The 25,901-nt window shown below is 71.7% G+C and carries 29 protein-coding genes; 15 read left to right on the top strand and 14 right to left on the bottom strand.

What is annotated here, in order from left to right; translation table 11 throughout:
* On the top strand, window positions 1-1,319 hold a 1,319-nt coding region (locus GPA03_RS23065; RefSeq protein WP_206673556.1), incomplete at its 5' end, for a tyrosine-type recombinase/integrase.
* A gap of 15 nt (window positions 1,320-1,334) precedes the next feature.
* On the top strand, window positions 1,335-2,528 hold the full coding sequence (locus tag GPA03_RS22660) for a tyrosine-type recombinase/integrase (RefSeq protein WP_206673555.1): 1,194 nt from the start codon (window positions 1,335-1,337) through the stop codon (window positions 2,526-2,528).
* Between the two features lies 1 nt (window position 2,529).
* Here GPA03_RS22660 and GPA03_RS13885 read toward each other — a convergent pair whose 3' ends face one another.
* Complete coding sequence (locus GPA03_RS13885; RefSeq protein WP_156252579.1) at window positions 2,530-2,814, bottom strand: hypothetical protein; 285 nt, start codon at window positions 2,812-2,814, stop codon at window positions 2,530-2,532.
* Window positions 2,815-2,917: 103 nt separating this feature from the next.
* Here GPA03_RS13885 and GPA03_RS13880 point away from each other — a divergent pair, with 103 nt between their 5' ends.
* The 5 genes from GPA03_RS13880 to GPA03_RS23060 all read left to right on the top strand — a co-directional run bounded on the left by GPA03_RS13880 (window position 2,918) and on the right by GPA03_RS23060 (window position 6,694).
* Window positions 2,918-3,511, top strand: a complete 594-nt coding sequence (locus tag GPA03_RS13880; protein WP_156252578.1) for a hypothetical protein — start codon at window positions 2,918-2,920, stop codon at window positions 3,509-3,511.
* Window positions 3,512-3,595: 84 nt separating this feature from the next.
* Window positions 3,596-3,811, top strand: a complete 216-nt coding sequence (locus tag GPA03_RS13875) for a helix-turn-helix domain-containing protein (RefSeq protein ID WP_156252577.1) — start codon at window positions 3,596-3,598, stop codon at window positions 3,809-3,811.
* Window positions 3,804-4,154: a hypothetical protein gene (locus GPA03_RS13870; RefSeq protein ID WP_156252576.1), complete on the top strand. Its 351-nt coding sequence runs from the start codon at window positions 3,804-3,806 to the stop codon at window positions 4,152-4,154. The genes GPA03_RS13875 and GPA03_RS13870 overlap by 8 nt, the downstream gene beginning before the upstream one ends.
* Window positions 4,155-4,484: 330 nt before the next feature.
* A complete protein-coding gene (locus GPA03_RS13865; RefSeq protein ID WP_156252575.1) occupies window positions 4,485-5,336 on the top strand; it encodes an Lsr2 family DNA-binding protein in 852 nt (283 codons plus the stop codon).
* Window positions 5,337-5,365: 29 nt separating this feature from the next.
* Window positions 5,366-6,694, top strand: a complete 1,329-nt coding sequence (locus GPA03_RS23060) for a tyrosine-type recombinase/integrase (RefSeq protein ID WP_206673554.1) — start codon at window positions 5,366-5,368, stop codon at window positions 6,692-6,694.
* Window positions 6,695-7,088: 394 nt separating this feature from the next.
* Here the strand turns inward: GPA03_RS23060 and rpmF are convergent, their stop codons facing one another.
* Both rpmF and GPA03_RS13850 read right to left on the bottom strand, forming a co-directional pair.
* Window positions 7,089-7,259 (bottom strand): 50S ribosomal protein L32, encoded by a 171-nt coding sequence (rpmF, locus tag GPA03_RS13855; RefSeq protein WP_156252573.1) that lies wholly within the window; start codon window positions 7,257-7,259, stop codon window positions 7,089-7,091.
* A gap of 41 nt (window positions 7,260-7,300) precedes the next feature.
* Window positions 7,301-7,561 carry a type B 50S ribosomal protein L31 gene (locus GPA03_RS13850; RefSeq protein ID WP_156252572.1) on the bottom strand — a complete coding sequence of 87 codons (261 nt, stop codon included), beginning with the start codon at window positions 7,559-7,561 and terminating at the stop codon, window positions 7,301-7,303.
* A 402-nt stretch (window positions 7,562-7,963) separates the two neighbouring features.
* On the opposite strand from GPA03_RS13850, the gene GPA03_RS13845 reads away from it, so the two are divergent.
* The 4 genes from GPA03_RS13845 (at window position 7,964) to cysE (ending at window position 10,920) form a co-directional block, all read left to right on the top strand.
* Window positions 7,964-8,317, top strand: coding sequence for a GntR family transcriptional regulator (locus tag GPA03_RS13845; protein ID WP_156252571.1), 354 nt, complete (start codon window positions 7,964-7,966; stop codon window positions 8,315-8,317).
* Window positions 8,314-9,300, top strand: coding sequence for an SdpI family protein (locus GPA03_RS13840; protein ID WP_156252570.1), 987 nt, complete (start codon window positions 8,314-8,316; stop codon window positions 9,298-9,300). Before GPA03_RS13845 ends, GPA03_RS13840 begins: the two co-directional genes overlap by 4 nt.
* Window positions 9,301-9,383: 83 nt before the next feature.
* A complete protein-coding gene (gene cysK, locus GPA03_RS13835) occupies window positions 9,384-10,322 on the top strand; it encodes a cysteine synthase A (RefSeq protein ID WP_156252569.1) in 939 nt (312 codons plus the stop codon).
* A gap of 10 nt (window positions 10,323-10,332) precedes the next feature.
* Window positions 10,333-10,920, top strand: coding sequence for a serine O-acetyltransferase (gene cysE, locus GPA03_RS13830; protein ID WP_156252568.1), 588 nt, complete (start codon window positions 10,333-10,335; stop codon window positions 10,918-10,920).
* Window positions 10,921-11,084: 164 nt separating this feature from the next.
* Here the strand turns inward: cysE and GPA03_RS13825 are convergent, their stop codons facing one another.
* Window positions 11,085-11,414: an MGMT family protein gene (locus tag GPA03_RS13825; RefSeq protein ID WP_156252567.1), complete on the bottom strand. Its 330-nt coding sequence runs from the start codon at window positions 11,412-11,414 to the stop codon at window positions 11,085-11,087.
* Between the two features lie 47 nt (window positions 11,415-11,461).
* Between GPA03_RS13825 and GPA03_RS13820 the strand changes: the two genes are divergently transcribed.
* Window positions 11,462-12,154, top strand: coding sequence for a hypothetical protein (locus GPA03_RS13820; RefSeq protein ID WP_156252566.1), 693 nt, complete (start codon window positions 11,462-11,464; stop codon window positions 12,152-12,154).
* Window positions 12,155-12,713: 559 nt separating this feature from the next.
* Here the strand turns inward: GPA03_RS13820 and GPA03_RS13815 are convergent.
* Window positions 12,714-13,166, bottom strand: a complete 453-nt coding sequence (locus GPA03_RS13815; RefSeq protein WP_156252565.1) for a ribose-5-phosphate isomerase — start codon at window positions 13,164-13,166, stop codon at window positions 12,714-12,716.
* A gap of 47 nt (window positions 13,167-13,213) precedes the next feature.
* Here GPA03_RS13815 and GPA03_RS13810 point away from each other — a divergent pair, with 47 nt between their 5' ends.
* Window positions 13,214-15,187, top strand: coding sequence for a S9 family peptidase (locus tag GPA03_RS13810; protein ID WP_156252564.1), 1,974 nt, complete (start codon window positions 13,214-13,216; stop codon window positions 15,185-15,187).
* A gap of 60 nt (window positions 15,188-15,247) precedes the next feature.
* Window positions 15,248-16,429 carry an NAD(P)/FAD-dependent oxidoreductase gene (locus tag GPA03_RS13805; RefSeq protein ID WP_156252563.1) on the top strand — a complete coding sequence of 394 codons (1,182 nt, stop codon included), beginning with the start codon at window positions 15,248-15,250 and terminating at the stop codon, window positions 16,427-16,429.
* A gap of 26 nt (window positions 16,430-16,455) precedes the next feature.
* Here the strand turns inward: GPA03_RS13805 and GPA03_RS13800 are convergent, their stop codons facing one another.
* The 5 genes from GPA03_RS13800 to GPA03_RS23055 all read right to left on the bottom strand — a co-directional run bounded on the left by GPA03_RS13800 (window position 16,456) and on the right by GPA03_RS23055 (window position 19,277).
* A complete protein-coding gene (locus tag GPA03_RS13800) occupies window positions 16,456-17,208 on the bottom strand; it encodes an SDR family NAD(P)-dependent oxidoreductase (RefSeq protein WP_156252562.1) in 753 nt (250 codons plus the stop codon).
* Window positions 17,209-17,217: 9 nt separating this feature from the next.
* Window positions 17,218-17,583, bottom strand: a complete 366-nt coding sequence (locus GPA03_RS13795; RefSeq protein ID WP_156252561.1) for a hypothetical protein — start codon at window positions 17,581-17,583, stop codon at window positions 17,218-17,220.
* 191 nt (window positions 17,584-17,774) lie between these two features.
* Complete coding sequence (locus tag GPA03_RS13790) at window positions 17,775-18,347, bottom strand: hypothetical protein (protein WP_156252560.1); 573 nt, start codon at window positions 18,345-18,347, stop codon at window positions 17,775-17,777.
* Between the two features lie 73 nt (window positions 18,348-18,420).
* Window positions 18,421-19,062, bottom strand: coding sequence for a mycothiol-dependent nitroreductase Rv2466c family protein (locus GPA03_RS13785; protein ID WP_156252559.1), 642 nt, complete (start codon window positions 19,060-19,062; stop codon window positions 18,421-18,423).
* An 89-nt stretch (window positions 19,063-19,151) separates the two neighbouring features.
* Window positions 19,152-19,277 carry a hypothetical protein gene (locus GPA03_RS23055; RefSeq protein WP_277755195.1) on the bottom strand — a complete coding sequence of 42 codons (126 nt, stop codon included), beginning with the start codon at window positions 19,275-19,277 and terminating at the stop codon, window positions 19,152-19,154.
* Window positions 19,278-19,407: 130 nt separating this feature from the next.
* Here GPA03_RS23055 and pepN point away from each other — a divergent pair, with 130 nt between their 5' ends.
* Window positions 19,408-21,987: an aminopeptidase N gene (gene pepN / locus GPA03_RS13780; RefSeq protein ID WP_156252558.1), complete on the top strand. Its 2,580-nt coding sequence runs from the start codon at window positions 19,408-19,410 to the stop codon at window positions 21,985-21,987.
* Here pepN and GPA03_RS13775 read toward each other — a convergent pair.
* The 4 genes from GPA03_RS13775 to malQ form a co-directional block, all read right to left on the bottom strand.
* Window positions 21,978-22,568 carry a GNAT family N-acetyltransferase gene (locus GPA03_RS13775; protein WP_156252557.1) on the bottom strand — a complete coding sequence of 197 codons (591 nt, stop codon included), beginning with the start codon at window positions 22,566-22,568 and terminating at the stop codon, window positions 21,978-21,980. The genes pepN and GPA03_RS13775 overlap by 10 nt on opposite strands.
* Before the next feature lie 189 nt (window positions 22,569-22,757).
* Window positions 22,758-23,078: a YciI family protein gene (locus GPA03_RS13770; protein WP_156252556.1), complete on the bottom strand. Its 321-nt coding sequence runs from the start codon at window positions 23,076-23,078 to the stop codon at window positions 22,758-22,760.
* An 83-nt stretch (window positions 23,079-23,161) separates the two neighbouring features.
* Window positions 23,162-23,638, bottom strand: coding sequence for a PTS sugar transporter subunit IIA (locus GPA03_RS13765; RefSeq protein ID WP_156252555.1), 477 nt, complete (start codon window positions 23,636-23,638; stop codon window positions 23,162-23,164).
* The gene (gene malQ, locus GPA03_RS13760; RefSeq protein WP_156252554.1) at window positions 23,631-25,793 is read right to left on the bottom strand and encodes a 4-alpha-glucanotransferase; all 2,163 of its coding nucleotides are present in this window, start codon (window positions 25,791-25,793) and stop codon (window positions 23,631-23,633) included. Before malQ ends, GPA03_RS13765 begins: the two co-directional genes overlap by 8 nt.
* Between the last annotated feature and the right edge of the window lie 108 nt (window positions 25,794-25,901).

Here is a 25,901-nt window from a genome sequence, read left to right as displayed (position 1 = left end):
GCCGTCGTGAGTTTGGTGCTGTGGAGCGGTTGCGGTCGGGTCGGTGGCGTGCCCGGTATGTCGGCGCGGATGGCCGGCTGCGGTCGGCGCCGGTCACGTTCGACACCCGCGGCGAGGCTGACCGGTGGCTGGTCGGCATCCGTGCCGACCTGCTGCGCGGCCAGTGGGCACCACCCGAGCGCGCAGAGGTCACCCTGGCCGAGTACCTGACCGCGTGGCAGCGTCAGCGCGCGCCGCAGCTGCGGCCCCGCACCCGCGACCTCTACGCCCGTCTGATCGCCCGCTGGCTCGCGCAGCCGGTCGGCACCGGCCGCGACGCCGTGCACCTGGCACCGCTGGCACTGAGCGCGATCAGCCCGCCGCTGGTGCGGGAATGGTTCGCCGCCGTCACCACCACCGCCCACCAGCGGGCCGCCGCCCGGCTGCTCAACGGCTCCGGCGCCTCACGCCGCACCGGTGACCCCGCTCGCGCCTGGGCACGCGCCCAAGGCCTCGAGGTCGCCGCCACCGGTCGCCTGCCGAGGTCGGTCCATGCCGCCTGGTCCGCCGCCGGCCGGCCGGACGTGCGCCCCGCCCCCGAGGTCCCTGCCGACGCCGGCCGCACCACCGCCGCCCAGGCCTACCGGCTGCTACACACCGTGCTGACCCAGGCTGTCAGTGACGGGCTGCTCTCGAGCAACCCGGCCCGCATCGCTGGCGCCGGCCACGTCGCCCACCCCGAACGGCTGCCGCTGACCCCGGCCGAGGTCAACGCCCTGGCCGGCGCCGTCCCCGACCGCTACGCCGCCGCCGTGCTGCTGGCCGCCTGGTCAGGGCTGCGCCCCGGCGAAGTGTTCGCGCTGCGCCGCCGCGACCTCGACACCAGTACCGCCACCGTCACCGTTCGCCGCACCCTGGTCGAGATCGCCGGCCAGCCCATCAGCTACGGCCCACCCAAGAGCGCCGCCGGCCGCCGCACCGTCGCCCTGCCCGCGTTCGTGGCCGCAGCGCTGGCCGAGCACCTGCTAGCGCACACCACCGACACCAGCCCAGAGGCACTGATCTTCACCACCACCACCGGCGCCCCCGTGAGCGCCCCGGCCCGCTCGAGCGTGCTCCGCCGCGCCCGCGCCCTGATCGGCCGCCCAGATGCCACCTGGCACCACCTACGCCACACCGGCGCCACCCTCGCCGCCATCAGCGGCGCCACCCAGGCCGAACTACAACGCCGCATCGGCCACAGCACCGCCCGCGCCGCAGCCATCTACCAACACGCCACCACCGAACGAGACCGCACCATCGCCACCGCACTCCACCACCTGGCCGCGCAGACGGCCTGAGAGGGACGCCACACCATGAGCACCACCACCACCGCCTACCTGCCGCCGGCCTGGTCCGCGCTGGTTGACCCGTGGGAGCGCGCCGAGCTGCGCGCCGGCCGCGCCGCCTCGACGCTGCGCAAGCGCCGCAAGCACCTGTCGTGGATCGCCGCCGACCTCGCCGATCCGCTGACGGCCACGACGGCCGACCTCGCGGCCTGGTTCCGCGGCCAGAACTGGCGGCCCACCACCGCTACCGCGGTCCGCTCGAGCGTGCGCACGTTCTACGCCTGGGCCGCCGCCCGCGGCCTGGTTGACACTGACCCGGCCCTCTACCTGTCCAAATTGCGCACCGATGAGGCCCGCCCGCTCGGCTCCCGCGGCCCGCTGCCGGTGCCGGTGCCGACCACCTGGGAACACCCGCTGCGGCTCTACGCCCGCCACCTGCGCGCCCTGGGCCGCTCAGAAATGACGGTCGGCCTCCGGGTGCGGCACCTGGCCGCGTTCGCCCGCTACCTCGAGGCCGCCGAGCCGTTCGCCGCCACGTTCTACGACCTCGTGGAGTACCTCGCCGGCATGGAGGTCGCCGCCGAGACCCGCCGCTCTGTCAGAGCCACCCTGCGCAGCTTCTACGGCTGGGCGCTCGAGGACGGGCACATCACCACCGATCCGGCCCGCCGCCTGCCGATCCCGCGCCGCTCGCTCAGCCAGCCGCACCCCGCCTCTGAGGAAGCGATCCGCTACGCGCTCGCCGCCGCCGACCCGCGGGAACGGCTGATGCTGCGGCTCGCCGCCGAGGTCGGTCTACGCCGCGCCGAGGTCGCTCAGGTGCACACCCGCGACCTACTCGAGGACGCTGGCGGCTGGTCGCTCGTCGTCAAGGGGAAAGGCGCTCGCGTGCGCGTTGTGCCGCTACCTGCTGGACTCGCCGCGGAACTGCGCGCACTGCCGCAGGGCTGGGCATTCCCATCGATCCAGAGTGACGGCCACCTGTCACCGCACGCCGTCGGTTCCCTGGTCGCGCGTCTGCTGCCCCAGGGTGTGAGCATGCATGCGCTGCGGCACCGGTTCGCCACCCGCGCCTATGAGATTGACCGGGACGTGTTCACGGTGCAACAGCTGCTCGGGCACTCATCCCCTGAGACCACGCGGCGTTACGTCGCGATTGACGCCGATCATCTGCGCAGCACCGTTGACACCCTCGACGCCCGCTCGAGCCTGCGCCGGTGACTCACTCGCCGCCTGGCGCGCAGACGGGGCAGCACGTGCGCCGGCCGATCTGCTCGCGCTCGATCACCAGCAGACCGAACGGCTCGGCATCCCACAGCTGCCCGACAACCTCACACGGCACCGGGTGGAACACCTCACCGAACGGCGTCGCGTACACCTGTCCCACCTCGAGCAACGGCATGCCATCAGGCGTGCGGCGGCTGGGCAGCACCGGCCGCAGGCGCCCCAGGTCACGGGCGGCAGCTGCGGCCGCCCGTCGTCGCGCCTTGAGCTGCGCCGCGTGCATGCCGGGAAATCTAGGCGCCCTGCGCCGTTGTGCGACGCATGTTCGAACACGCGGCGCGTCGATCCCGCCCGCTGTCGGTGCGCCGTGAGACGTTGAGCGCATCATGGATCACTCAGGCACACCCCAGCCGAGCGCGGCCGCTGATCGCGGCGCCGTGCTGGCTGCGGCGCGTGCTGCTTGGGACCGTGACGACACCGCGGCGCTCGGGCACCTGCTCGACGCCCTCGAGCCGCCAGCCGAGCCCGCCCCGGTGCTGCCGCCCGATCACCCGGCCCACGTGCTCGAGCGCCATGCCGCCGAGATCGCCGACCGCCGCCCCGCGGGCGCCCCCGAGGTCGCCGCGGCGCTCGCAAACGACCCCGCCGGCCTGACCGCCGCTAGTCGCGGCGGCTGGCTCGAGCACCACCGCCGAGAGGTCGCCCTCACGCTCGCGGCTGAGCGTCTGCGCGACCTGCCGGCCCTGCTGGCGGCCCTGGCCGCTCTGCTGGCCGTGCTGCTAGCCGTGCCGCGCGGCCTAATCACCCTCGAGGACACCACAGCGCCCAGCTGGGCCGCCGCGCACGATCCGCCCGGCACACCGCCGCACATCGCCCGCCGGCAGCGCCTCACGCTGACCCGCGCCACCCTCACGGCCGCACCGCCGCTCCCCACCACCCGGTGGGGCGCTCGGCCCGCTTCCGTCACTCTGGCCGCCTGACACACCAGGCGCGCCGCTGCGCCACCTCCCACCACCGGCACACGCTCACCACACGCCCACCAGGCGGCCGGTAACGGAGTTCCCATGTCCACCCAGCCTGACGATGTGCTCACCCGCGCAGAGGCCGCCCAGGCCGCCCGAGTCAGCCGCGCCACCCTCGACCGGTGGATCGCCACCGGTCACCTCCCGGTAGTCCGCCTGGGCCGCCGGGTGCTGGTCACCCGATCCGCGCTCGCCGCCCTGCTCGACGCCGCCACCGTGCCCGCCACCCGCGGGCCGCTGGCCGGCCGTCGTGGGTAGGAACAACGCGCTCGCGGTATACGACCTGTGGCGCCACCTGCCCGAGCGCCCTCGCGCCGTCCTGGTCTACATGGCGTTGATCTCGCTCGACTACGACAGCGACCGTGACGACACCGACGCGCGCGTCTACTTCGGCGGACACGTCCAGATCGCCAACGCACTCGGCCTGAACAGTGACCTAGAGATGCCCACACCTGGGCACCTGCGCATGGTCCGCCGGTACATCGACCAGCTACGCGCCGCGGGTGCGGTCGTGAGAGTGCAGCGCGCAAAGAACCACCGCCACGCGATCTACCGCCTGCGGCTCGAGCCTGTGGACAAGCCACCCCCTGAGCCGCCGTGACCGGGCCACCAGGCGGACCTCTACAGGTCCGCCCGAGTGGACCGCTACCGGTCCGCCTGCGGCCGGACCTCTACAGGTCCGCCCCGGCCGGACCTCTACAGGTCCGCCCTTAGAGATGAGGAATGTACGAGGAGTAATGATGAGGAAAATACGAACTACGGACAGCACCCCACCAGGCGCAGGCCCGCTGCTGTGGACAGCGCCGGCACCCCCCACCCAGGCGACGGCGCCACCGAGCACGACCCCCGGTTTTCTTTGGCCGTCACCCCCCGACTACGGGCAGACCTGTGGCCTTGTGTGTCCCCCTACCCCGGTGGGCCAGGTGTCGTCATGAACACCGCGCAAAAGCAGAATCACGGCGAATCAAACGCCACCGAGCCGAATAGACACGAGCACTCGACCACCTCCGCAGCTGCTCGAGCCTGGGCGCTCAAGGCAGGCATTAGGGTCGCCGCCACCGGCCGTATGAGCCAGAAGGTCATCAACGCGTGGCGCGCAGCCGGCTCGCCGATGCCTGAACTACCGGTGGTGCCGATCTACCCGCCCGGCCGGACCCGCGCCGAGGTCGCGGCCGCTGCCCGAGAATGGGCGCGCGGCGCCGGCCTCGAGGTTGCCGACGTGGGCCGCCTCCCACACCGCATCCTCGCCGCCTGGGCGGCAGACGGGTCGCCGTTCCCTGACGCCGCGCTCTGCAGCCAACCGGACTGCAGCCGCGTCGCCGACCATCGCGCCGTACAGCTCTGCCGCCCGTGCTACGCCCGACTGCGGCGGGCGCAGAAGCTCCACAGCGCCCAGGACCGTAGCGGCGCCGCGCACATCGCCTGGATCGGCTCCGAGGTCGGATACGGGGGCGCCCACCAGCGCATCGTGTCCCGGTTCGGCGCCGCGTCGCTGTACGTGTGCAACGCGTGCGACGCTCGCGCCCGCGATTGGGCGCTGATGCCCGATGCCGCCGAGGTTCGCCAGGACCCCGGCCGGCCGGTGCACAGCCCCGACCCCGAGGACTATCGGCCGATGTGCCACCCCTGCCACCAGCTGATGGACTGGCAGCACCGGCAGGCAGCGGCCGCCCTCGAGGATGCAGAAGCCGTGCTCGACGGCCTCGACGTGGCCGCACTGGTGGCGTTCACACCGCCGCCGCGCCTGCCGCTGCGCCCCTGGCCAGAATCGGCCGAGCAATGACCACCCGGCGCCGTCGTGAGTTTGGTGCTGTGGAGCGGTTGCGGTCGGGTCGGTGGCGTGCCCGGTATGTCGGCGCGGATGGCCGGCTGCGGTCGGCGCCGGTCACGTTCGACACCCGCGGCGAGGCTGACCGGTGGCTGGTCGGCATCCGTGCCGACCTGCTGCGCGGCCAGTGGGCACCACCCGAGCGCGCAGAGGTCACCCTGGCCGAGTACCTGACCGCGTGGCAGCGTCAGCGCGCGCCGCAGCTGCGGCCCCGCACCCGCGACCTCTACGCCCGTCTGATCGCCCGCTGGCTCGCGCAGCCGGTCGGCACCGGCCGCGACGCCGTGCACCTGGCACCGCTGGCACTGAGCGCGATCAGCCCGCCGCTGGTGCGGGAATGGTTCGCCGCCGTCACCACCACCGCCCACCAGCGGGCCGCCGCCCGGCTGCTCAACGGCTCCGGCGCCTCACGCCGCACCGGTGACCCCGCTCGCGCCTGGGCACGCGCCCAAGGCCTCGAGGTCGCCGCCACCGGTCGCCTGCCGAGGTCGGTCCATGCCGCCTGGTCCGCCGCCGGCCGGCCGGACGTGCGCCCCGCCCCCGAGGTCCCTGCCGACGCCGGCCGCACCACCGCCGCCCAGGCCTACCGGCTGCTACACACCGTGCTGACCCAGGCTGTCAGTGACGGGCTGCTCTCGAGCAACCCGGCCCGCATCGCTGGCGCCGGCCACGTCGCCCACCCCGAACGGCTGCCGCTGACCCCGGCCGAGGTCAACGCCCTGGCCGGCGCCGTCCCCGACCGCTACGCCGCCGCCGTGCTGCTGGCCGCCTGGTCAGGGCTGCGCCCCGGCGAAGTGTTCGCGCTGCGCCGCCGCGACCTCGACACCAGTACCGCCACCGTCACCGTTCGCCGCACCCTGGTCGAGATCGCCGGCCAGCCCATCAGCTACGGCCCACCCAAGAGCGCCGCCGGCCGCCGCACCGTCGCCCTGCCCGCGTTCGTGGCCGCAGCGCTGGCCGAGCACCTGCTAGCGCACACCACCGACACCAGCCCAGAGGCACTGATCTTCACCACCACCACCGGCGCCCCCGTGAGCGCCCCGGCCCGCTCGAGCGTGCTCCGCCGCGCCCGCGCCCTGATCGGCCGCCCAGATGCCACCTGGCACCACCTACGCCACACCGGCGCCACCCTCGCCGCCATCAGCGGCGCCACCCAGGCCGAACTACAACGCCGCATCGGCCACAGCACCGCCCGCGCCGCAGCCATCTACCAACACGCCACCACCGAACGAGACCGCACCATCGCCACCGCACTCCACGAGCTCGGCACGGCGCGCACCGCGACCAACGTGCGAGCACTCCGCCGAGCCTGAGCACCGTGGCCGCGTGGAATAACGTGGAATAGCGGGTGCTGATCCGGGAGGACTCCCGATGACACGTGAGCACTCACCTGGTACTGTTTGCGCAGGTCAGAGGCCCAGCGGCCGCCCTGACCAGGCGCGACGGAACTGCTCGGAAGGTGACTTCCAAGCAGATGGTGCGAGTTCGATTCTCGTCACCCGCTCCACAGGATCAGCGGCCGAACGGCCCTTGCGATGTGGATCCGACGCGCCAGGCACGTCGTATCCACACCCCAAGCCCCGCCACCGCAGCCACCCCGGGCGTGCGCAAGATCACATCCGCGCCTCGCCGTCGGGCATGACGAAGGCCGCCCCGGCGAACCGGAGCGGCCTGTCAGTCATGAGCCGGCCGAGGCCGGCGGGAGACTCAGTCCTCAGGAACGACGAGCCCGCGCTCGACGGCCTTCGCGAGACGACGGGGGATGCGGACCTCGCGACCGCCCACACGGACGGGGACGAGCTCGGTCATCTGCGCCTTCCACTGCGAACGGCGGTGGCGGGTGTTGCTGCGCGAGAGCTTGCGCTTGGGGACAGCCATCTCGGGGTCTCCTAGGTCTGGTTCTGGTGGGCGACAGGCCGTCAGGCCTTCGCCTCACCCTGGGCGGCGTAACGACGACGGAACTTCTCCACACGACCGGCGGTGTCGAGGATCTTCTGCTTGCCCGTGTAGAACGGGTGCGACGCCGAGGAGATGTCGACGTCGACCACCGGGTAGGTGTTGCCGTCCTCCCACTCGACCGTCTGCGTCGAGGTCAGCGTGGACCGCGTCAGGATCGAGAAGTCCGCGGAGATGTCGCGGAACACGACCGGCGCGTACTCCGGGTGGATGTCCTTCTTCATGACTCAGCTTCCTTGTTCGTGACGGGACGGCACAGGTCGACGCCGTAACTCCCGAGGCAGCGCAACCACCTCGGGTTCGAGGGCGCGCCAGGTGCAGCCATGCAGCCGCAACCGGACGATCATACCCGGAATACGTCGTGCTGCGCACCTCCCGCGAGTGCGGTCGAGCACACCCTACGTCGGCGCGATGACGATACGGGACCAGCCCTGCGATGGGGGCCCGGCCGCCCGACCCCGGCTGGCTGCTGCGAGCGGTCGGCATCGGCCACTGGATCGCCGGCGCGTTCGGCGTGCCGTTCTTCGCCGTCGGATCGCCTGCGTCGTCCAGAGCGTCGCCGTCATGCGAACCAGTCGCACTGGGCTGACTTGTGCTACTTGGACTATTACAAGTACGGTGCTCATGTGCTGATCACGATCGATCCCTCGCAGTCGCGACCGCTCTTCGAGCAGGTCGCCGCAGCGGTGCGGCTCGCCGTCGTGCGAGGTGACGTCGAGCCGGGAGAACGACTCCCGGCCGCACGGGATCTCGCCGAGGCGCTGGACCTCAACGTCAACACGGTCCTCCACGCCTACCGCGACCTGCGTGACGAGGGACTGATCGATCTGCACCGGGGCCGCGGCGCGACCGTGAGCCCCGCGGCAGCACGCAACTACGACCGCCTGCGCCAGCACGTGACGGCTGTCCGGGCCGAGGCCGAGCGCCTCGGCGTCCAGCCCGCCACCCTGGCTGCCATGCTCACCGAGGAGGAGCAATGACCATCCGAACCCGAGCCGTACTTCTGGGTGCTGTCCTACCCGGGGCCCTGCTGGCGGGCGCCTTCGCGCTCGTGCTCTCCTGGCGCGACCGGCTCCCCGACCCCATGGCGCTGCACTGGGGCGTCAACGGTGTCGACCGCGTCGGATCCTTCATGGAGCATCTCCTGCCGTTCGCGATCACCAGCCTCGTGATCTGTGTCCCCTCGATCGTTCTCGCTCTCGTGGTCAAGGGCGCTGCGCGCCGCGGCATGGTCGGCATGTCCGCCGGGCTGGCCGCGATGATGGCCGGGATCGGCGTCGGCATCACCGCCATCCAGCTCGACGCGGCCGACGCCTACTCGATCGGCACCCCCGGGGCGACGATCGTGCTCCCGCTCCTGGGTGCCGTAGCGATCGGGATCCTCGCCAGCTGGCTCGCGGGCCGCGACACCGCCGCCCCCGCCTCGTCGAGCGTGCCCGACGACGCCGCTCGCCTCCCGCTCCCGGAGGGCACCTCGGCCGTGTGGTCGCGACCGCTCCCCACCGGCCCGATCGCGATCCCGATCGGAGCCTTCGCGCTGCTGCTCGCCATGGCGGTCACGTTCGGCGTGCTGACCGGCGACTGGTGGATGCTGGCCTTCCCAGCCCTGATCGGCCTGCTGTTCCTGCTCGCGAGCGGATGGCGCGTGCAGATCGACCGCACCGGGCTGACGATGCACGGCAGCTTCGGACGGCCGCGCTATCACGTCCCCGCCAGCGAGATCGTTCGAGCCGACGTCACCCAGGTGAAGCCGATCCACGAGTTCGGCGGCTGGGGCATGCGCGTCGGGTACCGCGGCGCCCACCGGGGAGCGGTCGGGTTCGTGTTCCGGGCCGGCGAGGCCATCGCGGTGGAATGCACCGGCGACCGGCGCGTGGTGGCGACGGTCGACGGTGCGGCCCAGGCCGCTGCTCTGCTCAACACGCTCGTCGAGCGGACGCGTTCGTCGAGTCCTGCAGAGTGAGATAGCCCCGAACCAGGTGCACCCCCTGATCCCCACGTGGGATCGTGGGGCCCGTACGCCTCTCACGCTCCCGAAGGAACCCCATGGCACGCATCTATGACGACGCGACCCAGCTGATCGGCAACACGCCGCTGGTCCGCCTCAACAAGGTCACCGACGGCGCTGGTGCGACCGTCCTCGCGAAGCTCGAGTTCTACAACCCCGCCAACTCGGTCAAGGACCGCATCGGTGTGGCGATCATCGACGCCGCCGAGGCATCCGGTCAGCTCCAGCCCGGCGGCACCGTCGTCGAGGCCACCTCCGGCAACACCGGCATCGCGCTGGCGTTCGTGGGTGCCGCCCGCGGGTACAAGGTGGTGCTCACCATGCCGGAGACCATGTCGAACGAGCGCAAGATGCTGCTCCGCGCCTTCGGTGCCGAGCTGGTGCTCACCCCCGGCTCCGGTGGGATGAAGGGCGCCGTCGACCGCGCCAACGAGATCGCCGCCGAGCGCCCCGGTGCGGTGCTGGCCCGCCAGTTCGCCAACGATGCGAACCCGGAGATCCACCGCAAGACCACGGCCGAGGAGATCTGGAACGACACCGACGGCGGCGTCGACATCGTCGTGGCGGGCATCGGCACCGGTGGCACGATCACCGGCGTCGGGCAGGTGCTCAAGGAGCGCAAGCCCGAGGTCCAGATCATCGCCGTCGAGCCCGAGGAGTCCCCGATCCTCAACGGCGGCCAGCCCGGCCCGCACAAGATCCAGGGCATCGGTGCGAACTTCGTGCCCGAGATCCTCGACACCTCGATCTACGACGAGGTCATCGACGTCAACGCCGAGACCGCGGTCAAGGTGGCGCGCCGCACAGCCGCCGAGGAGGGACTGCTCGTGGGCATCTCCTCCGGTGCCGCGATCCACGCCGCCACCCAGGTGGCGCAGCGCCCGGAGAACGCCGGCAAGACCATCGTCGTCGTGATCCCGAGCTTCGGCGAGCGGTACCTGTCGACGATCCTCTTCGCCGACCTCGCCGAGGCCTGAGCATCGACCGGTGAGCGCGACCCATCACCTTCCCCTGCTCTGGCTCGTGCGGGAGGACCTGGAGACCGCGCGGCGGCGTGACCCCGCCGCGCGGACCTTCCTCGAGGTCGCGCTGCTGTACCCGGGCGTCCACGCGCTGTGGGCGCATCGGCTGGCACACCGGCTCTGGATGACATCGCCGTTGCTGCGGTTCCCCGCACGGTTGCTGTCCCAGCTGGTCCGGCAGGGCACCGGGGTGGAGATCCACCCCGGTGCCCAGCTGGGTCGCCGCTTCTTCATCGACCACGGCATGGGCGTCGTGATCGGTGAGACAGCCGTGGTCGGCGACGACGTGCTGATGTTCCACACCTCCACCCTCGGTGGCCGCTCGATGAGCAAGGGCAAGCGCCACCCGACGATCGGCGACCGCGTGGTCATCGGCGCCGGTGCGAAGCTCCTCGGCCCCATCACGATCGGCGACGACGTCCAGGTCGGCGCCAACGCCGTCGTCGTCAAGAGCGTCGAGGCGGGCGCCGTGGTCGTCGGTGTGCCCGGGAAACCGAAGAAGGTCGCCCCGGCCGCCCGCGAGGACCTCACCGACCCCGCCATCTACATCTGAGGCAGCGTCTGCTGCCCACCAGCGCGTGACCGAAGTGCCGTGACGGCGCGAGGGTCACGGTTCTGGTCGCCTTTGCGTGACTCACGAGCCGATCTGGCGCGAGAGTCACGGTTCTGGGCGACCCCGCAGACTCACCTGCCCTGGCGCGCCGTCGTCACGGTCGGTCACAGGCCCGGCGGGCGCGGCGTCCAGGCCGCCGTGCGCATGTCGACGCGTGGCGGGTCGCCGACCATCGGGACGTCCTCGGCGCGAAGCCGGGCACGCTGTTCGGTCGCGACCCGCTCGGCGAGCGCGCCGGACGCGGTGACCACGCGCCACCAGCACACCTCGCTGCCGTAGTGCGCCATCACGCGCCCGACCACACGGGCGCTCCCCCGCCCGGTCACCTCGCGCACGACTGCGGCGATACCGCCGTAGCTCGTGACCCTGCCCTCGGGGATGGTCGCCACGACATCGAGGACGAGCTCGGCGTAGTCGTCAGGGGGTGGCTGCACCCGCCTATGATCGCTTGTCGAACCCCGAGAAGGCTGGCTGAACGAGCATGACGACGGCGGACCCCTACGTCTGTGAGCACTGCGACGACTCCGTGCCCCACCAGCACGTCGACGAGCAACCGCTGGTCGAGGGCTACCGGCAGGACCTGCTGCGTGCCGGGCTCGCGGTAGCCGGGCTGGGCGTCGTCTGGGTCGCCGCGGGCGTCCTGCTCGCTCGCGACTCGGCCTTCGGCCTGATGCTCGGCGCGCTCGCGTGGGCGGTGGCCACCGCCATCGGACTGGTGGCCTTCCTGGTCATGGGTGGGCGCCGATCGGCTGCCACCGCCGTGATCGCCGGCGCGATCGGGACCGCTGCGATCTCACCGATCCTCGCGCTGCTCGTCGGTTTCCTGACGCCGGGCCCGATCTGGGCGCGTGCGCTGACCGGCGGGCTCGGCTGGCTGGCGCTCAGCTCCCTCACCACCGGGGTGCGCACCGGTCGGCTGCGCGACCAGCTGACGGCGCACACGCGCGATGGCGAGGCCGCCCGCTCCGCCGTCGTCCGCACCGGTGGCCGGCCCAGCCCCTACATCGAGGCCGGGTGGCTCGTGGCAACGGCGATCGTGTTCGGTCTGTGCATCGCGGCGACCGCGGCGCTGCCGCTCGTCACGGGGGTGCTGGTCCCGCTCAACGCAGCGTTCGCGGTCCTGAGCCGGCGGCTGCAGGCGCGGGCCGCCGAGCCGCCGCCTCTGGTGAGATAGCGGCCACGCCGGAAGGCGGGCGGTCAGCCAGCGGCCACCGGTCTCTCTCAGGTGGACACTTAGCCACCCCCGCCACGGCCCGGTGGACGCTCAGCGACCCCGCACCGGCAGGTAGACGGTCAACCGCGCGCTGGTGAGATAGCGGCCACGCCGGAAGGCGGCCGGTCAGCCAGCGGCCACCGGTCTCTCTCAGGTGGACGCTCAGCCACCCCCGCCACGGCCCGGTGGACGCTCAGCCACCCCCGCCACGGCCAGGTGGACGCTCAGCGACCCCGCACCGGCAGGTAGACGGTCAACCGCGCGCTGGTGAGATAGCGGCCACGCCGGAAGGCGGCCGGTCAGCCAGCGGCCACCGGTCTCTCTCAGGTGGACGCTCAGCCACCCCCGCCACGGCCCGGTGGACGCTCAGCCACCCCCGCCACGGCCAGGTGGACGCTCAGCCACCCCCGCCACGGCCCGGTGGACGCTCAGCCACCCCCGCCACGGCCCGGTGGACGCTCAGCCACCTCCGCCACGGCCAGGTGGACGCTCAGCGACCCCGCACCGGGCAGGTGGACGCTCAGCCGCGCTTCGACTCGTAGGCGCTGACCTGGTCGATCCGGCGCTGGTGGCGCTGGTCGCCGGAGAAGGACTCGGCCACGAACGCGTCGACGATCTCGAACGCCTCGGCCTCGCTGTGCTGGCGAGCGCCGATCCCCATGACGTTGGCGTCGTTGTGCTGGCGGCCGAGCTGCGCCGTCGCGACGTTCCACGCGAGCGCGCAGCGCACCCCGGTCACCTTGTTGGCCGCGATCTGCTCACCGTTGCCGCTGCCGCCGATGACGATCCCGAGCGAGCCCGGCTCGGCGACGACGGCCTCAGCAGCCTCGATGCAGAAGGACGGGTAGTCATCGAGCGCGTCGTAGGAATGGGCACCGTGGTCCACGACGTCGTGACCAGCGGCACGCAGGTGCTCCGCCAGAGCGGTCTTGAGCTCGAAGCCGGCGTGATCGGCGGCGATGTGCAGGCGCATGCGCGACATCATGCCGCACCGGCGATACTGGTGCTGTGACGTCCACGATGCCTGCAACCGAGACCACACTCATCCCCCGCGACGCCCTGTTCGGCAACCCCGAGCGCGCCTCGGTCCAGATCAGTCCGGACGGGCGCCACCTGTCCTGGCTCGCTCCGCTGGAGGGCGTCCTCAACGTCTGGGTCGCACCGGTCGACGATCTCGACGCCGCCCGCCCGGTCACCCGCGACGCCGCTCGCGGCATCCGGGCCTACTTCTGGACCTTCCGCCCCGACGTGCTGCTCTACCTGCGCGACGACGGCGGCGACGAGGACTTCCATGCGTTCCGCGTCGACGTCACTGGCGGCGAACCGCTCGATCTGACCCCGTACGAGAGCACCACCGCCGACATCGCGGGCGTCAGCCACCTCGTCCCGGACGCCGTGCTGATCGGGATGAACGACCGCGACCCCGAGCTCCACGACCTCTACCGCGTGGACCTGGCCACCGGCGAACGCACCCTGGTCGAGCAGAACACCGACGGTTTCCTCGGCTACCTCGCGGACGACCGTTACGAGGTCCGCTACGCCCTCAAGCAGCGCCCCGACGCCGGGATGGATCTCCTCGCCCGCACCGCGGAGGGTTGGGAGGTCACCGAGTCGATCGGGTTCGAGGACTCGCTCTCGACGGCGCCCCTGTCGTTGACCGCTGATGGTTCGGTCCTCTACATGCTCGACTCACGCGAGCGGGAGACCGCGGCGCTCGTGGCCATCGACGTCGCGACCGGGACCCGTTCGGTGGTGCACTCAGACGCGCGCGCCGACGTGCAGGGCCGGATGCTCGTGCACCCGACCACCGGTGTCGTCCAGGCCGTGGGCGTCACCTACCTCGAGCCCGAGTGGGCGGTCGTCGACGAGTCCGTCGCCGTCGACCTCGAGCGGCTGCGCCAGCTCGGCCCCGGTGACGCCGTCATCAACACCCGCACGCTCGACGACGCCACCTGGGTGATCGCCTACTCGGCACCGGACACTCCCCTCGCCTACCACCTGTACCGCCGCGAGACCGGCGAGGTCCAGTACCTGTTCAGCGGTCGCCCTGCGCTGGACGGCGCCCCGCTGGTGCCGATGACCGGTGTCGAGATCACCGCGCGAGACGGCCTGACGCTGCCGAGCTATCTCACGCTCCCGGTGGGCATCTCCTTCGACGGCAGCCGGGCCAGCGCGCCGGTCCCGATGGTGCTGTTCGTGCACGGCGGCCCCTGGGCACGCGACGGCTTCGGCTACGACTCCTGGGCGCAGTGGCTGGCCAACCGCGGGTATGCGGTGCTGCAGGTCAACTTCCGTGGCTCGACCGGCTTCGGCAAGGCGTTCACGACCGCCGGCGACCAGCAGTGGGCCGCCACGATGCACGACGACCTGCTCGACGCCGTCGAGTGGGCGGTCGACAACGGTGTCACGACACGCGACAAGGTCGCGATCATGGGCGGCAGCTACGGCGGCTACGCCACACTCGCCGGGCTCACGTTCACGCCGACCGCCTTCGCGTGCGGCGTCGACATCGTGGGGCCGTCGAACCTGCACACGCTGCTCGAGACGATCCCGCCGTACTGGAAGCCGATGTTCGAGCAGCTGGCGCGCCGCGTCGGCGACCCGCGCACCGAGGAGGGCGCGGCGCTGCTGACCGAGCGCTCCCCGCTGACCCACGCGGACGCGATCGTGCGGCCGCTGCTGATCGGTCAGGGCGCCAACGACCCGCGCGTGAAGCAGGCCGAGAGCGACCAGATCGTCACGGCCATGTCCGAGCGCGGCATCCCGGTGACGTACGTGCTGTTCCCGGACGAGGGCCACGGGTTCCACCGGCCTGAGAACAGCAAGTCGTTCAACGCGATCGCCGAGAACTTCCTCGCCGCCCATCTGGGCGGTCGTGCGGAGCCCATCGCGGACGACCTCCGCGGCTCCAGCACCGAGGTCCCCACGGGCGCCGACGGCGTCCCGGGCCTCGTCGATGCCCTCTCGGCTCACGAGGCGGTGTCGCGGGCCTGAGCGCCCTGCACCGACGTCGGTCCAGCCCCGGGAGCAAGGGGCAGCGGGTACCGTCGTGAGATGAACGAGCCCAGGCACGACGTCCTGGTCGTCGGTGGCGGCAACGGCGGCCTCTCGGCTGCGGCACACCTGCTCCGGCGCGGGTGCCGTGACGTGGGCCTCGTCGAGCCTGCCGATGTGCACGTCTACAAGCCGCTGCAGCACTACGTCGCCGCGGGCCTCGCCGACCCCCGCGAACTGACACGGCCGCAGCGCGACCTCGTGCCGGACGGCGTCCACTGGCACCGCACAGCGGCGGTGCGCGTGGACCCGGAGCGGCAAGCCGTGCTCGGCGAGGACGGCGTCTGGCGGCGGGGCACCGATCTGGTGCTCGCTCCCGGTGCCCGCCTCGACTGGGACCGGGTGCCGGGGGCCTGGGACGCCGTCGAGCGAGGCTCGGCGGTGTCCTCCTTCCTCGACACGCTGCTCACCCGGACGGGTGAGCGCATCAACAGGCTCGAGTCGGGCCGCGCGATCTTCGAGCTGCACGGCCAGCCCGCCTCGGGTCGCGAGACCGCGCTCAAGTCGCTGTTCTTCGCGTGCGACAGATGGCGCCGCAGCGGTGCGCTCGGACGTATCGAGGTCGTGCTCGTCCACGCCGGCCCGCGCGTGCACCCGGTGTCGGCGATCGCCGACGAGGTCGAGCGGCACCTGCGGGACTACGGCGTGCAGGTCCGCCCGGAGACGTCGATCAGTGCCATCGAGGGCGACGAGATCGTGCTGACCGCACCGCAGGGGAAGAGCCGCGAGCGGTTCGACCTCGCGCACCTGCACCCGCCGTACGCCGCCCCGGAGCTCGTGGCCGCGTCGGGGCTGGACTCCTCAGCGACGTCCGGCTTCCTCGATGTCGACCCGGAGACGCTGCAGCACCGGCGCCACCCGCGGATCTGGGGCGCGGGTGACGCGTGCGACCTGGGCGACGCACGCACGGGAGGAGCGCTGCGACACCAGGTGAAGGTGCTCGTGGAGAACATCCGCCGAGCTCGCACCGGGGCGACGCTGCAGCGCTACGACGGCTACACCGTCGCGCCGGTCGCGACGTCCCGGCGAAGTCTGTCGTTCGGTGAGTACGACCGGGACCTCCAGGTCCGTCGGAGCCTCCCGGTGCCCGACGAGATCACGTCGACCCCGCTGTGGTACCTGCTCGACCGGTATCTGCTGCCGCAGATCTACTGGCACCGCATCCTCAAGGGTCTGCTCTGACGCTCGTCTCGGCCCGAGGAGTGCGATCAGCCGCGGCCGAGCACGGTCCCGCCGTTGACCTGCAGGATCTGGCCCGTGGTCCAGCCCGCCTGCGGCGAGGCGAGGTAGGCAACCGCCTCGGCGACCTCCTGCGGGGTGCCGGGCCTGGCCATCGGTATCTGCGCGACGCGCGACTCGGCGACCTGGGGGTCGGCGGCGACCCGCTCGCGCCAGAAGTCGGTGTCGGGCACGAAGCCGGGAGCGACCGCGTTGACCGTGATGCCTGCTTTGGCCAGCGCGCTCGCCTCCGACCAGACCCACGCGTTCACCGCGGCCTTGGCACCGCCGTACGCACCGGAGCCCCGGATCCCGGCGACCGAGCTCATCGCGATGATGCGCCCACCCGGGGAGGTGAGGTGCGGCTTCAGGGCGTGCGCCAGCAGCACCGTGGTGAGCACGTTGCCCTCGAAGTCCGCGCGCCACGCCTCCGCGACCGACTCGAGGTCGTGGCCACCGCCCACCCCGAAGTTCCCACCCGCGTTGAGCACCAGCACGTCCACCCCGCCCGTCATGGTGATCTCGGCGGCCGCGTTGCCCACGGCGGCCGGGTCGGTCAGGTCCGCGCTGTGCACGGTCACCTCGACCTCGGGGTTGGCTGCTCTGAGGTCCGCTGCCGTGTCCATGAGCACGTTCAGACGGCGTCCCACGAGCGCGAATGACGGGCTCTCCTCGAGCAGGCGGAAGGCGATGGCACGACCGAAGCCGGTGCCGCCGCCGGTGATGACGATGCGACGGGTCATGCGGAGTGTCTACGCGGCCGGGAGGCCCGCCGCAACCCAGGCGGCGAAGCCGCCGTCGACCGAGGTGACCCGGGCCTCCGAGCCACGGGCGAGACGCCCGGCCCGGGCGCCGTCGTCGTCCAGGAGGAGAACGCGGGAGGCGAGCGACTCACGCAGCCACAGCCCCAGCTCGAGGCGGTCGACGACGGCGCTCGAGATCTCGTCAGGGAGGTCACCGTCGCGAGCGCGCCGGCGGGCGGATCGCAGGTCGACGACGACAGCGCGCCCGTACAGGGCGTCCTGGTAGGCGGCGCGCGGCGAGAGCGCTGCGCGTACGGGGGTCAGCGAGGTGTCGTTGAGGACGAGGTCCCACGCGGTGCCGGTGGTGACGGCCATGAGGTGCTCCGAGGGGTCTGCGAGTTCAGATGGGTGGCTGCTGATCAGGAGCAGCGACACATCTCGCAGATACGCATGCCACGGGCCGCGCTGGTGGCGCGGGTCGTGGCGGTCTCGGTGATCACGGTGCTATTCGACCAGCGATCGACCCGTAGTGGTCGAGCCGTCAGATCGGTCCCGGATGGTGAGACTCAGCCGAGGCTGGGGCCGTTGCGGGTGATCGTGAACGCCGAGCCGGTGCTGAGGTTGGTGCAGGTGACACCATCCCGCTCGGACGTGCACATGAAGTCGCCGACCGCGGTGGTCTGCTCGTAGTCGAGCACTGCCCGCTCTCCCGCTTCGGCGCCGGCGATGTTCGCCGTCGGGCAGGGGTACTCGGCCCCCTCGACGCTGACCTGGACGATCTTGCCGGCCAGATCGTTGTCCGCACAGCCCTCGATCTGCGGCGGCTGGTAGTCGATGTCGTTGATCTGGCAGACCGCGGCGGTGTCGCCGATGGTGCACCAGATGTTGCCGCTCGGACTCTGGAACTCGGCGATCTCGAGCGCACCCTCAGGCGCCGTGACGGCCTGCGTCGAGGTGCCGGAGGTCGTCTCGTCGGTGACCGGCTCGGTCGGCTCAGCCGACGTCGTCGGACCATCGTCCGCGTTGCCGTCGGGGCCCTCGGGCGCCGTCGCGAGCAGGAAGATCAGCACGCCGATGAGGACGACGTCGATCACGATGAGCGTGATCTCGAGGGGTCCGAGTCGGCGTGCAGCAGGCATGGAAGCAGGTCTCTCCTTGGTTTCGAGCACCCCTAAGGTACGCGAACCCGCGGGAGCCCGGGGCGCGGACCGATCAGTCGAAGACCGGGCCCTGCGTGCGCGTGCGCTTGATCTCGTAGAAGCCCGGGTAGCCCGCGACGAGCACCGCGCCGTCCCACAGCTTGCCGGCCTCCTCACCCTTCGGCGCCGGCGTGACCACCGGGCCGAAGAACGCGGTGCCGTTGAACGCGACGATCGGGGTGCCCACCTCTTCACCCACCTGGTCGATGCCGTCGGCGTGCGAGGCGCGCAGGGCGACATCGACCTCGTCCCCGGGGGTGTTCTCCCAGACGTCGATCAGCTCGGCGGGCAGGCCGACCTCCGCGAGCGCCTCGACCACCAGCGGCTTGAGGCCCTCCTTGCGGCGGCCCTGCGGGTGGATGCGCGTGCCGATCGCGTCGTAGAGCTGCTTGACGTACTCCTCGCCGTGACGCTGCTGCGCCGCGATGATCACGCGCACCGGGCCCCAGGCCTGCGCCAAGCCCGACTTGTAGTCCTCGGAGAGCTCGTCTCGTCCCTCGTTGAGCACCGACAGGCTCATCACGTGCCAGGTGACGCTGATGTCGCGGACCTTCTCGACCTCACCGATCCAGCGGGAGGTCATCCACGCCCACGGGCAGGTGGGGTCGAACCAGAAGTCGGCGACGGCGGTCTGGGGTGCTGCCTCGGAGCTCATGGCGGGTCCTCTCACATCGGGTTCGGGTGCCTCCTCCGATCCAACCATCGCCGACGGCTCTTGCTCACCTCCGGGCGGGGCCGTCCCGCTCACCGGACGGCGGTGGCGATCGCCCTGACGGCGTCGATGCCGGGCGGCAGCAGCACGAGCACGTGCAGATTGGCTCCGATGCCCATGAGCTCCGCTGCGGGCAGGTGGCGCGCACCGACTCGCATGCTCTGGTGCGGCGCGTCGAGCGACCGGGCTCTTGCGCCGCATACGATCCCAGCGATCCGTCGCCGTGAGACGCCCGGGCTGCGCATGGCAGGATCGCTCCACACCTGACCTCTGACAAGGAGCCCATCCGTGCCCGGACAGAACCTCACCCGCGCCGAGGCGGCCGACCGCGCCGCCATCGTCCGTACCCAGAGCTACGACGTCGTGCTCGACCTGACGCGCGGACCCGACGTGTTCGGCTCGACCACCGTGGTGAGGTTCTCCGCGACGCCCGGGGCGTCGACGTTCATCGACCTGATCGCTCCCGTGGTGCACGAGGTGGTGCTCAACGGCGTCTCGCTCGACCCCGCCGAGGTGTTCGGTGACTCCCGGATCCAGCTCGAGGACCTCGCCGCGGACAACGTGCTGACGGTCGTCGCCGACGGCGCGTACATGAACACCGGTGAGGGCCTGCACCGGTTCGTGGACCCTGTCGACGACGAGGTGTACCTGTACTCGCAGTTCGAGGTCGCCGACACCCGCCGTATGTTCGCGGTGTTCGAGCAGCCCGACCTGAAGGCGACCTTCACCTTCACCGTCACCGCGCCCGACCACTGGCAGGTGGTGTCGAACTCCCCCAGCCCGGACCCGACGCCCGCGGATGAGGGCACGGCCACCTGGGCGTTCGAGGCCACCCCGGTGCTCCCCTGCTACGTGACGGCGCTGGTCGCCGGCCCGTACCACCGCGTGACCGGCACGCTCACGAGCACCGACGGTCGTGAGATCCCGCTCGGGGTGTTCTGCCGCGCCTCGCTCGCGGAGCACCTCGATGCCGAGGACATCATGGACACCACGCGCGCCGGGTTCGCCTTCTTCGAGAAGGCCTTCGACATGCCGTACCCCTACGCGAAGTACGACCAGCTGTTCGTGCCCGAGTTCAACGCCGGCGCGATGGAGAACGCCGGCTGCGTGACCTTCGTCGAGAACTACGTGTTCCGCTCCAAGCCGACCGAGGCCACCGTGGAGCGCCGGGTCGTGACCATCCTGCACGAGCTCGCCCACATGTGGTTCGGCGACCTCGTGACGATGCGCTGGTGGGACGACCTGTGGCTGAACGAGTCGTTCGCCGAGTTCGCCTCGACGCTCGCCACCGCCGAGGCCACCCGATGGAAGCAGGCGTGGACCACCTTCTCCTCGCTGGAGAAGTCCTGGGCGTACCGGCAGGACCAGCTGCCCTCGACGCACCCGATCGTGGCCGACATGGTCGACCTCGAGGCCGTCGAGGTGAACTTCGACGGCATCACCTACGCCAAGGGCGCCTCGGTGCTCAAGCAGCTGGTGGCGTGGGTGGGCCAGGACGACTTCCTCGCCGGCGTGCAGCAGTACTTCAAGAAGCACGCCTTCGGGAACACCGAGCTCCGCGACCTGCTCGTGGAGCTCGAGGCCACGAGCGGCCGCGACCTCTCCGCGTGGTCGAAGGTGTGGCTCGAAGAGGCCGGCGTGACGCTCCTGCGCCCCGAGATCGAGACCGACAGCCAGGGCCGGATCGCGAGCTTCGTGATCCACCAGGAGACCCCGCAGGAGATGTCCTCGCTGCGGCCGCACCGGCTCGCGGTGGGCGGCTACGACGTGCAGGCCGACGGCACCCTGGTGCGCTCCCATCACATCGAGCTCGACATCGACGGCGCCAGCACCCCGGTGCCGCAGCTCGTCGGGATCGACCGGCCCGACATCGTGCTGGTCAACGACGAGGACCTCGCCTACGCCAAGGTCCGGCTCGACCCCGAGTCGCTGGCGGCCGCCACCGAGCACATCACCGGCTTCACCGACTCGCTCCCCCGCACCCTTGTGCTCGCAGCGGCCTGGGACATGACGCGCGACGGCGAGACGCCGGGCCGCCAGTTCGTGGACCTGGTCATGGGCAACATCGCGACCGAGACCGACTCCACGGTCGTGCTGGTGCTGCTGCGCCAGCTCTCGACCACGATCGACTACTACGTCGACCCGCGCGTGCGCGAGGAGCTCTCCGCGAGCGTGGCCGACCGCCTCTGGGAGCTCGCGGTGGCGGCCGAGGCCGGCTCCGACAGCCAGCTCCAGTTCATCAAGGCGTTCGCCGCACGCGCGCACGGCGAGGAGCAGACGAACAAGCTCCGCTCGCTGCTCGACGGCGCCGAGGTCGTGCCCGGCCTGACCGTCGACACCGACCTGCGGTGGGACGTGCTCTCCGGGCTCGCCGCCGCCGGTGCCGCCACCGAGCAGGACGTGGCCGACGAGCTCGATCGCGACGGCACCGCTGCTGGCCAGCGTGCCGCGGCGAGCGCCCGGGCGGCCCTGCCGAGCGCGGACGCGAAGCAGGCAGCCTGGCGCGACGTCGTCGATGACGACAAGCTGCCCAACGCCGTCCAGGCGGCGGTGATCAGCGGCTTCGGCCGCTCGGGTGACCGCGAGCTGCTCGTGCCGTTCGTCGAGCCGTACTTCGACTCGATCGAGAAGGTGTGGGACCACCGCACCAACGAGATCGCGCAGAACATCGTCGTCGGCCTGTTCCCGAGTCAGCTCGCGGACATCGACAACGCCTACGGAGTCGACGTGCTCGCGCGCACCGACGAGTTCCTGGCCGCTCTCGCCGACCGCATCCCGGCCCTGCGCCGGCTCGTGGTCGAGAGCCGTGACGGCGTTCGCCGGGCCCTCGCCGCCCAGCAGGTCGACCGCACCGCCGCTCAGCGCTGAGGTCGGCGGTTCCGCTCAGCCCACTCCCGATCGAGCATCGCGTAGCCGAGTCCGTCCATCCACTCGCCCGAGCGGTGGAGGGACTCGGCGACCGCGTGGATCTCGCGACGCATGCCGATGCGCTCCATCAGACGCCACGACGGCTCGTTGACGGCGAAGCACAGGGCTTCCACACGGTGGAGCCCGAGGTCCTCGAAGCTCAGCCGCAGCAGGTCACGGGCAGCCTCGGTCGCGTAGCCGTTGCCGTGGTGGGCCGGGTCGAACGCCCACCCGATCTCTGCCTGCTGGCCGTGGGCCTGCTCGGCGACCTCCGCCTGCGCCCAGGCGGCGCTGATCCGGATCATGAGGTCACCGACGATCTGCCCATCGCGCTGCACGATCAGCGTGACTCCGAGCCGGCCCGCCTCGGCGAAGGATTCCCGGAACTCCGCGAGCGGGCCCGGAAGCCTGGTCATGTACCGGGCGACCTCGTCGAGTCGTCGGTACTGCCACACCGCATCGGCGTCCGACGGCGCAGCTCGTCTGATCGTCAGCCTCTCGGTCCGGAGCGGCCAGGTCACGTCATCGAGGGTGCGAGGCATCGCCGACGAGCGTAGTCCGCGGTCCTGACCGACCGGCGCCCCCACACCCGGACCCGCTCCCGCACACCCTGGCCGCAACCCCCCGCACGCCGAGTTCGTTGCCGATCGTCGAGGTCGTCGGGTGCACCCAGCGAACTCGACGACGGGCAACGAACTCGGCAGCGTTCTCTGCGATGCGGGCGGGCGGGGTCAGCCGACCGGTCGGACCTCGACCCCGCCGCCCTGGTGCAGGATCGGGTTGCGTCGCGCGATCGCGAGCGCCGCCTCGAGGTCCTCGGCCTGGATCACGTAGAACCCGACGACGGACTCGGCCGTCTCGAGGTACGGACCCTCGGTCGTGCCGTGCGGGTGCAACGAGACGGTCGCCGTCGTACCGGCCAGGGCTCGCCCGAAGACCATCTGAGCGCTGTCGGTCATGTCGCGCGCATAGGCGTCGTGCTCGGCGAGCGCGGCCGGCTCGCCCTCGCCTGCTCCGTTCGGGTGGTACATGAAGACGGCGAACTCAGCCATGTCTCTCTCCGTTCCGCGTCAGGCCGGTCGATCCCGGCCGGTACCTGGATGACGCGGAGGCGCCACGCGGATCGACAGCGTGCTCAGTCGAGCAGCCAGCTCAGCAGGAAGTCGCCTGGGTCGACGTGCTCGGCCTCGGTGATCGTCAGGCTCTCGGGCGTGCCTGCCAGGGCGATGACGGCGACGATCGCGCTCATGCCGCGCGCCACGACGTCGTCCGGTGACCACCGCACCAGCGGCTGCCCGGCGACGACCTCGTCGCCCTGCTCGGCGAGCAGCTCGAAGCCGGCGCCCTTGAGCTGCACGGTGTCGATCCCGAGATGGACGAGCACGCTGTGGGTGCCGCCACCGGGTCCGGCCACGATGAACGCGTGCGGGTACATCGCGGCGATCACCCCACTGACGGGAGCGAGCGCGTCGACGACAGCGACGCCGAGATCGGTCGCGATCGCGGCCCCAGGGCCCACCATCGCGGCCGCGAACACCGGGTCCGGGACCTCGTCGAGCGTGATGACCCGCCCGCTGCTGGGTGCGAGCACAGGGACCTGGTTCTCAGCCATCGGCTCGCATCTCGTTCGTCAGTGCGGTCACCAGGGAGGCCAGCCGGGCGTTGTCCGGCAGGTCCTCGATGAGCACGCAGCGCTCGCCACCATCGGCGAGCGGGATCTTCCAGTTCGGATACTCGGTGTCGGTGCCGGGCTGGTTCTGGGTGCGCCGCTCCCCCACCGCGTCGGCCAGCGAGACACCGACGAGCGCCGACGGCGTCTGCGCGATGTAGGAGTGCAGCGCCTCCACGGTCTGCCGCTCGGTCGGGTCGTCCGGGAGCAGACCGCGCGAGGCGACCGCGGCGAGCATCCGCTCGCGCTGGATGCGTGCTTCCAGGCGTACCTGGGCGACCGGCTCGGTCAGCAGACCGAGGCGGTTGCGCAGATCGACATGCTCCTCGGCCAGGTAGCCGGCCGTGGGGGGCAGGTCGTGCGTGGTGACGGTGGCGAGCACAAGACGACGGTAGTCCTCGGGCGCACGGGGCCGGCCCTCTTCGGTGTTCTCGAACCACAGCACCGAGGTGCCGAGGATGCCGCGCCGCTCCAGGTACTCACGCACCCAGGGCTCGACCGTGCCGAGGTCCTCACCGATCACGACGGCGCCGGCACGGTGCGCCTCGAGCGCGAGCACACCGATCATCGCATCGTGGTCGTAGCGGACGTAGGTGCCCTCCGAGGGGCTGGAGCCGTTCGGGATCCACCAGAGCCGGAAGAACCCGATGATGTGGTCGACGCGCAGCGCGCCCGCGTGCCGCAGGACGGTGCGGACCATGTCACGGACCGGCGCGTAGCCGTTCTCGGCAAGCGCATCGGGGCGCAGCGGCGGCTGGCTCCAGTCCTGCCCCTGCTGGTTGTAGAAGTCCGGTGGCGCGCCGACGGAGATGCCGCGGGCGAGCACGTCGCGCAGCGACCAGGCGTCGGCACCCTCGGGGTGCACCCCGACCGCGAGGTCGTGCATGATCCCGAGCCGCATGCCGTTGTCCCGGGCGGCCTGCTGGGCGCGCGCCAGCTGCGCGTCGGCGACCCACTGCAGCCAGACGTGGAAATCGATGCGGTCGGCCAGCTCGCGCCGCAGCGCGGCGATCGTGCCCGGGGTCGCGTTCTCGACCGTGAGCGGCCAGCTCCGCTCGTCGTACTTCTCGTGGACCGCGCACCAGAGCGCGAAGTCCTCCAGGCCGCTGCCCTGGTCACGCCGGAACGCATCCAGCTCCCGCTGCCGCGAGCGTGAGCGCCCGACGGCGAAGATCGTCTCGAGCGCGGGACGCTTGGCATCCCAGACCGCGTCACGGTCGATCGGACCCGGGTCCTCGTTCGCCGGTGCCACGCCCTCGTACGCCCACTCGACCAGGGTGCGCTGGCTGGTGGGGAGGTATCCGATCTCGGGGATCTCCTCGGGCCGGATGTAGAGGGGGTTGACGAACCGGCGGGTGGCGGGCAGGTACGGCGAGGGGGTGATGGGCGTGGTCGGCTCGGCAGCATGCAGCGGGTTGACCAGCAGGAAGTCGGCACCGAGCTCGCCACCGATGGTGGTCAGCTCGGCGAGGTCGGCAAGATCGCCGAAGCCCCAGGACCGGCTGGAGCGCACCGAGTACAGCTGGGTCATGAGACCCCACGACCGGTCACCGAGCTCGGGGCTCAGGTCCGGCAGCTCCAGGCGAGCCGGGGTGATCGCGAGCGGTGCGTGCGCCTGCGAGCCGCCGCTGCTGGCCCGCAGCGTGTGCCAGCCCAGCGGCAGCGTGCGCGGCAGCTCGAAGGTGGCGCGGCCGCGCATGGCACCATCGACCTCGCGGGCGGGGGTCCACTCGTCGACCTGCTGGAGGACGACCTCGCCCCCCTCTTCGAGCTCGACGACGAGCGTGGCGTCAGCGCCGTCGGCGACGTGCACCGGCACCCGGGACGCCACCCCCTCGCTGACCACGACGCTCGGCGGCAGCATGTGCCGCCAGGGTGCGAGCTCGGCGTCGAGAAGGCTCTGCGAGATCTCCTCCTCGCTCTCGGCGGGCACGTCGAGCGCGGCGAGCACCGAACGGATGGTGTGCGCGGACACATGTCGCTGCGTGCCGTCGATGTCCCAGTACTCCGTCGCGACCCCGTGGGCACGCGCCAAGGAGCGCAGGTCGTCGCCAACCGGCTCGGACTGGCCGGTGGCCTGGTCAGGGGTGTCGGTCACGGCGAAGGAGACTCCAGGGTTGCTGCCCCCCGCCCACCGGGGAGCGACTCGATCTTGCCAGAGCGAGAACGTGTTGGTGGACGGCTGGCCGCATGGCCGCGATCGAGA

Origin of the sequence: Pseudactinotalea terrae (assembly GCF_009733845.1) — a bacterium.
GTDB classification, from domain to species: Bacteria; Actinomycetota; Actinomycetes; order Actinomycetales; family Beutenbergiaceae; genus Pseudactinotalea; species Pseudactinotalea terrae.
The sequence above is the reverse complement of the archived record's forward strand: the minus strand, read 5'-3'. Positions and strand labels throughout refer to the sequence as shown.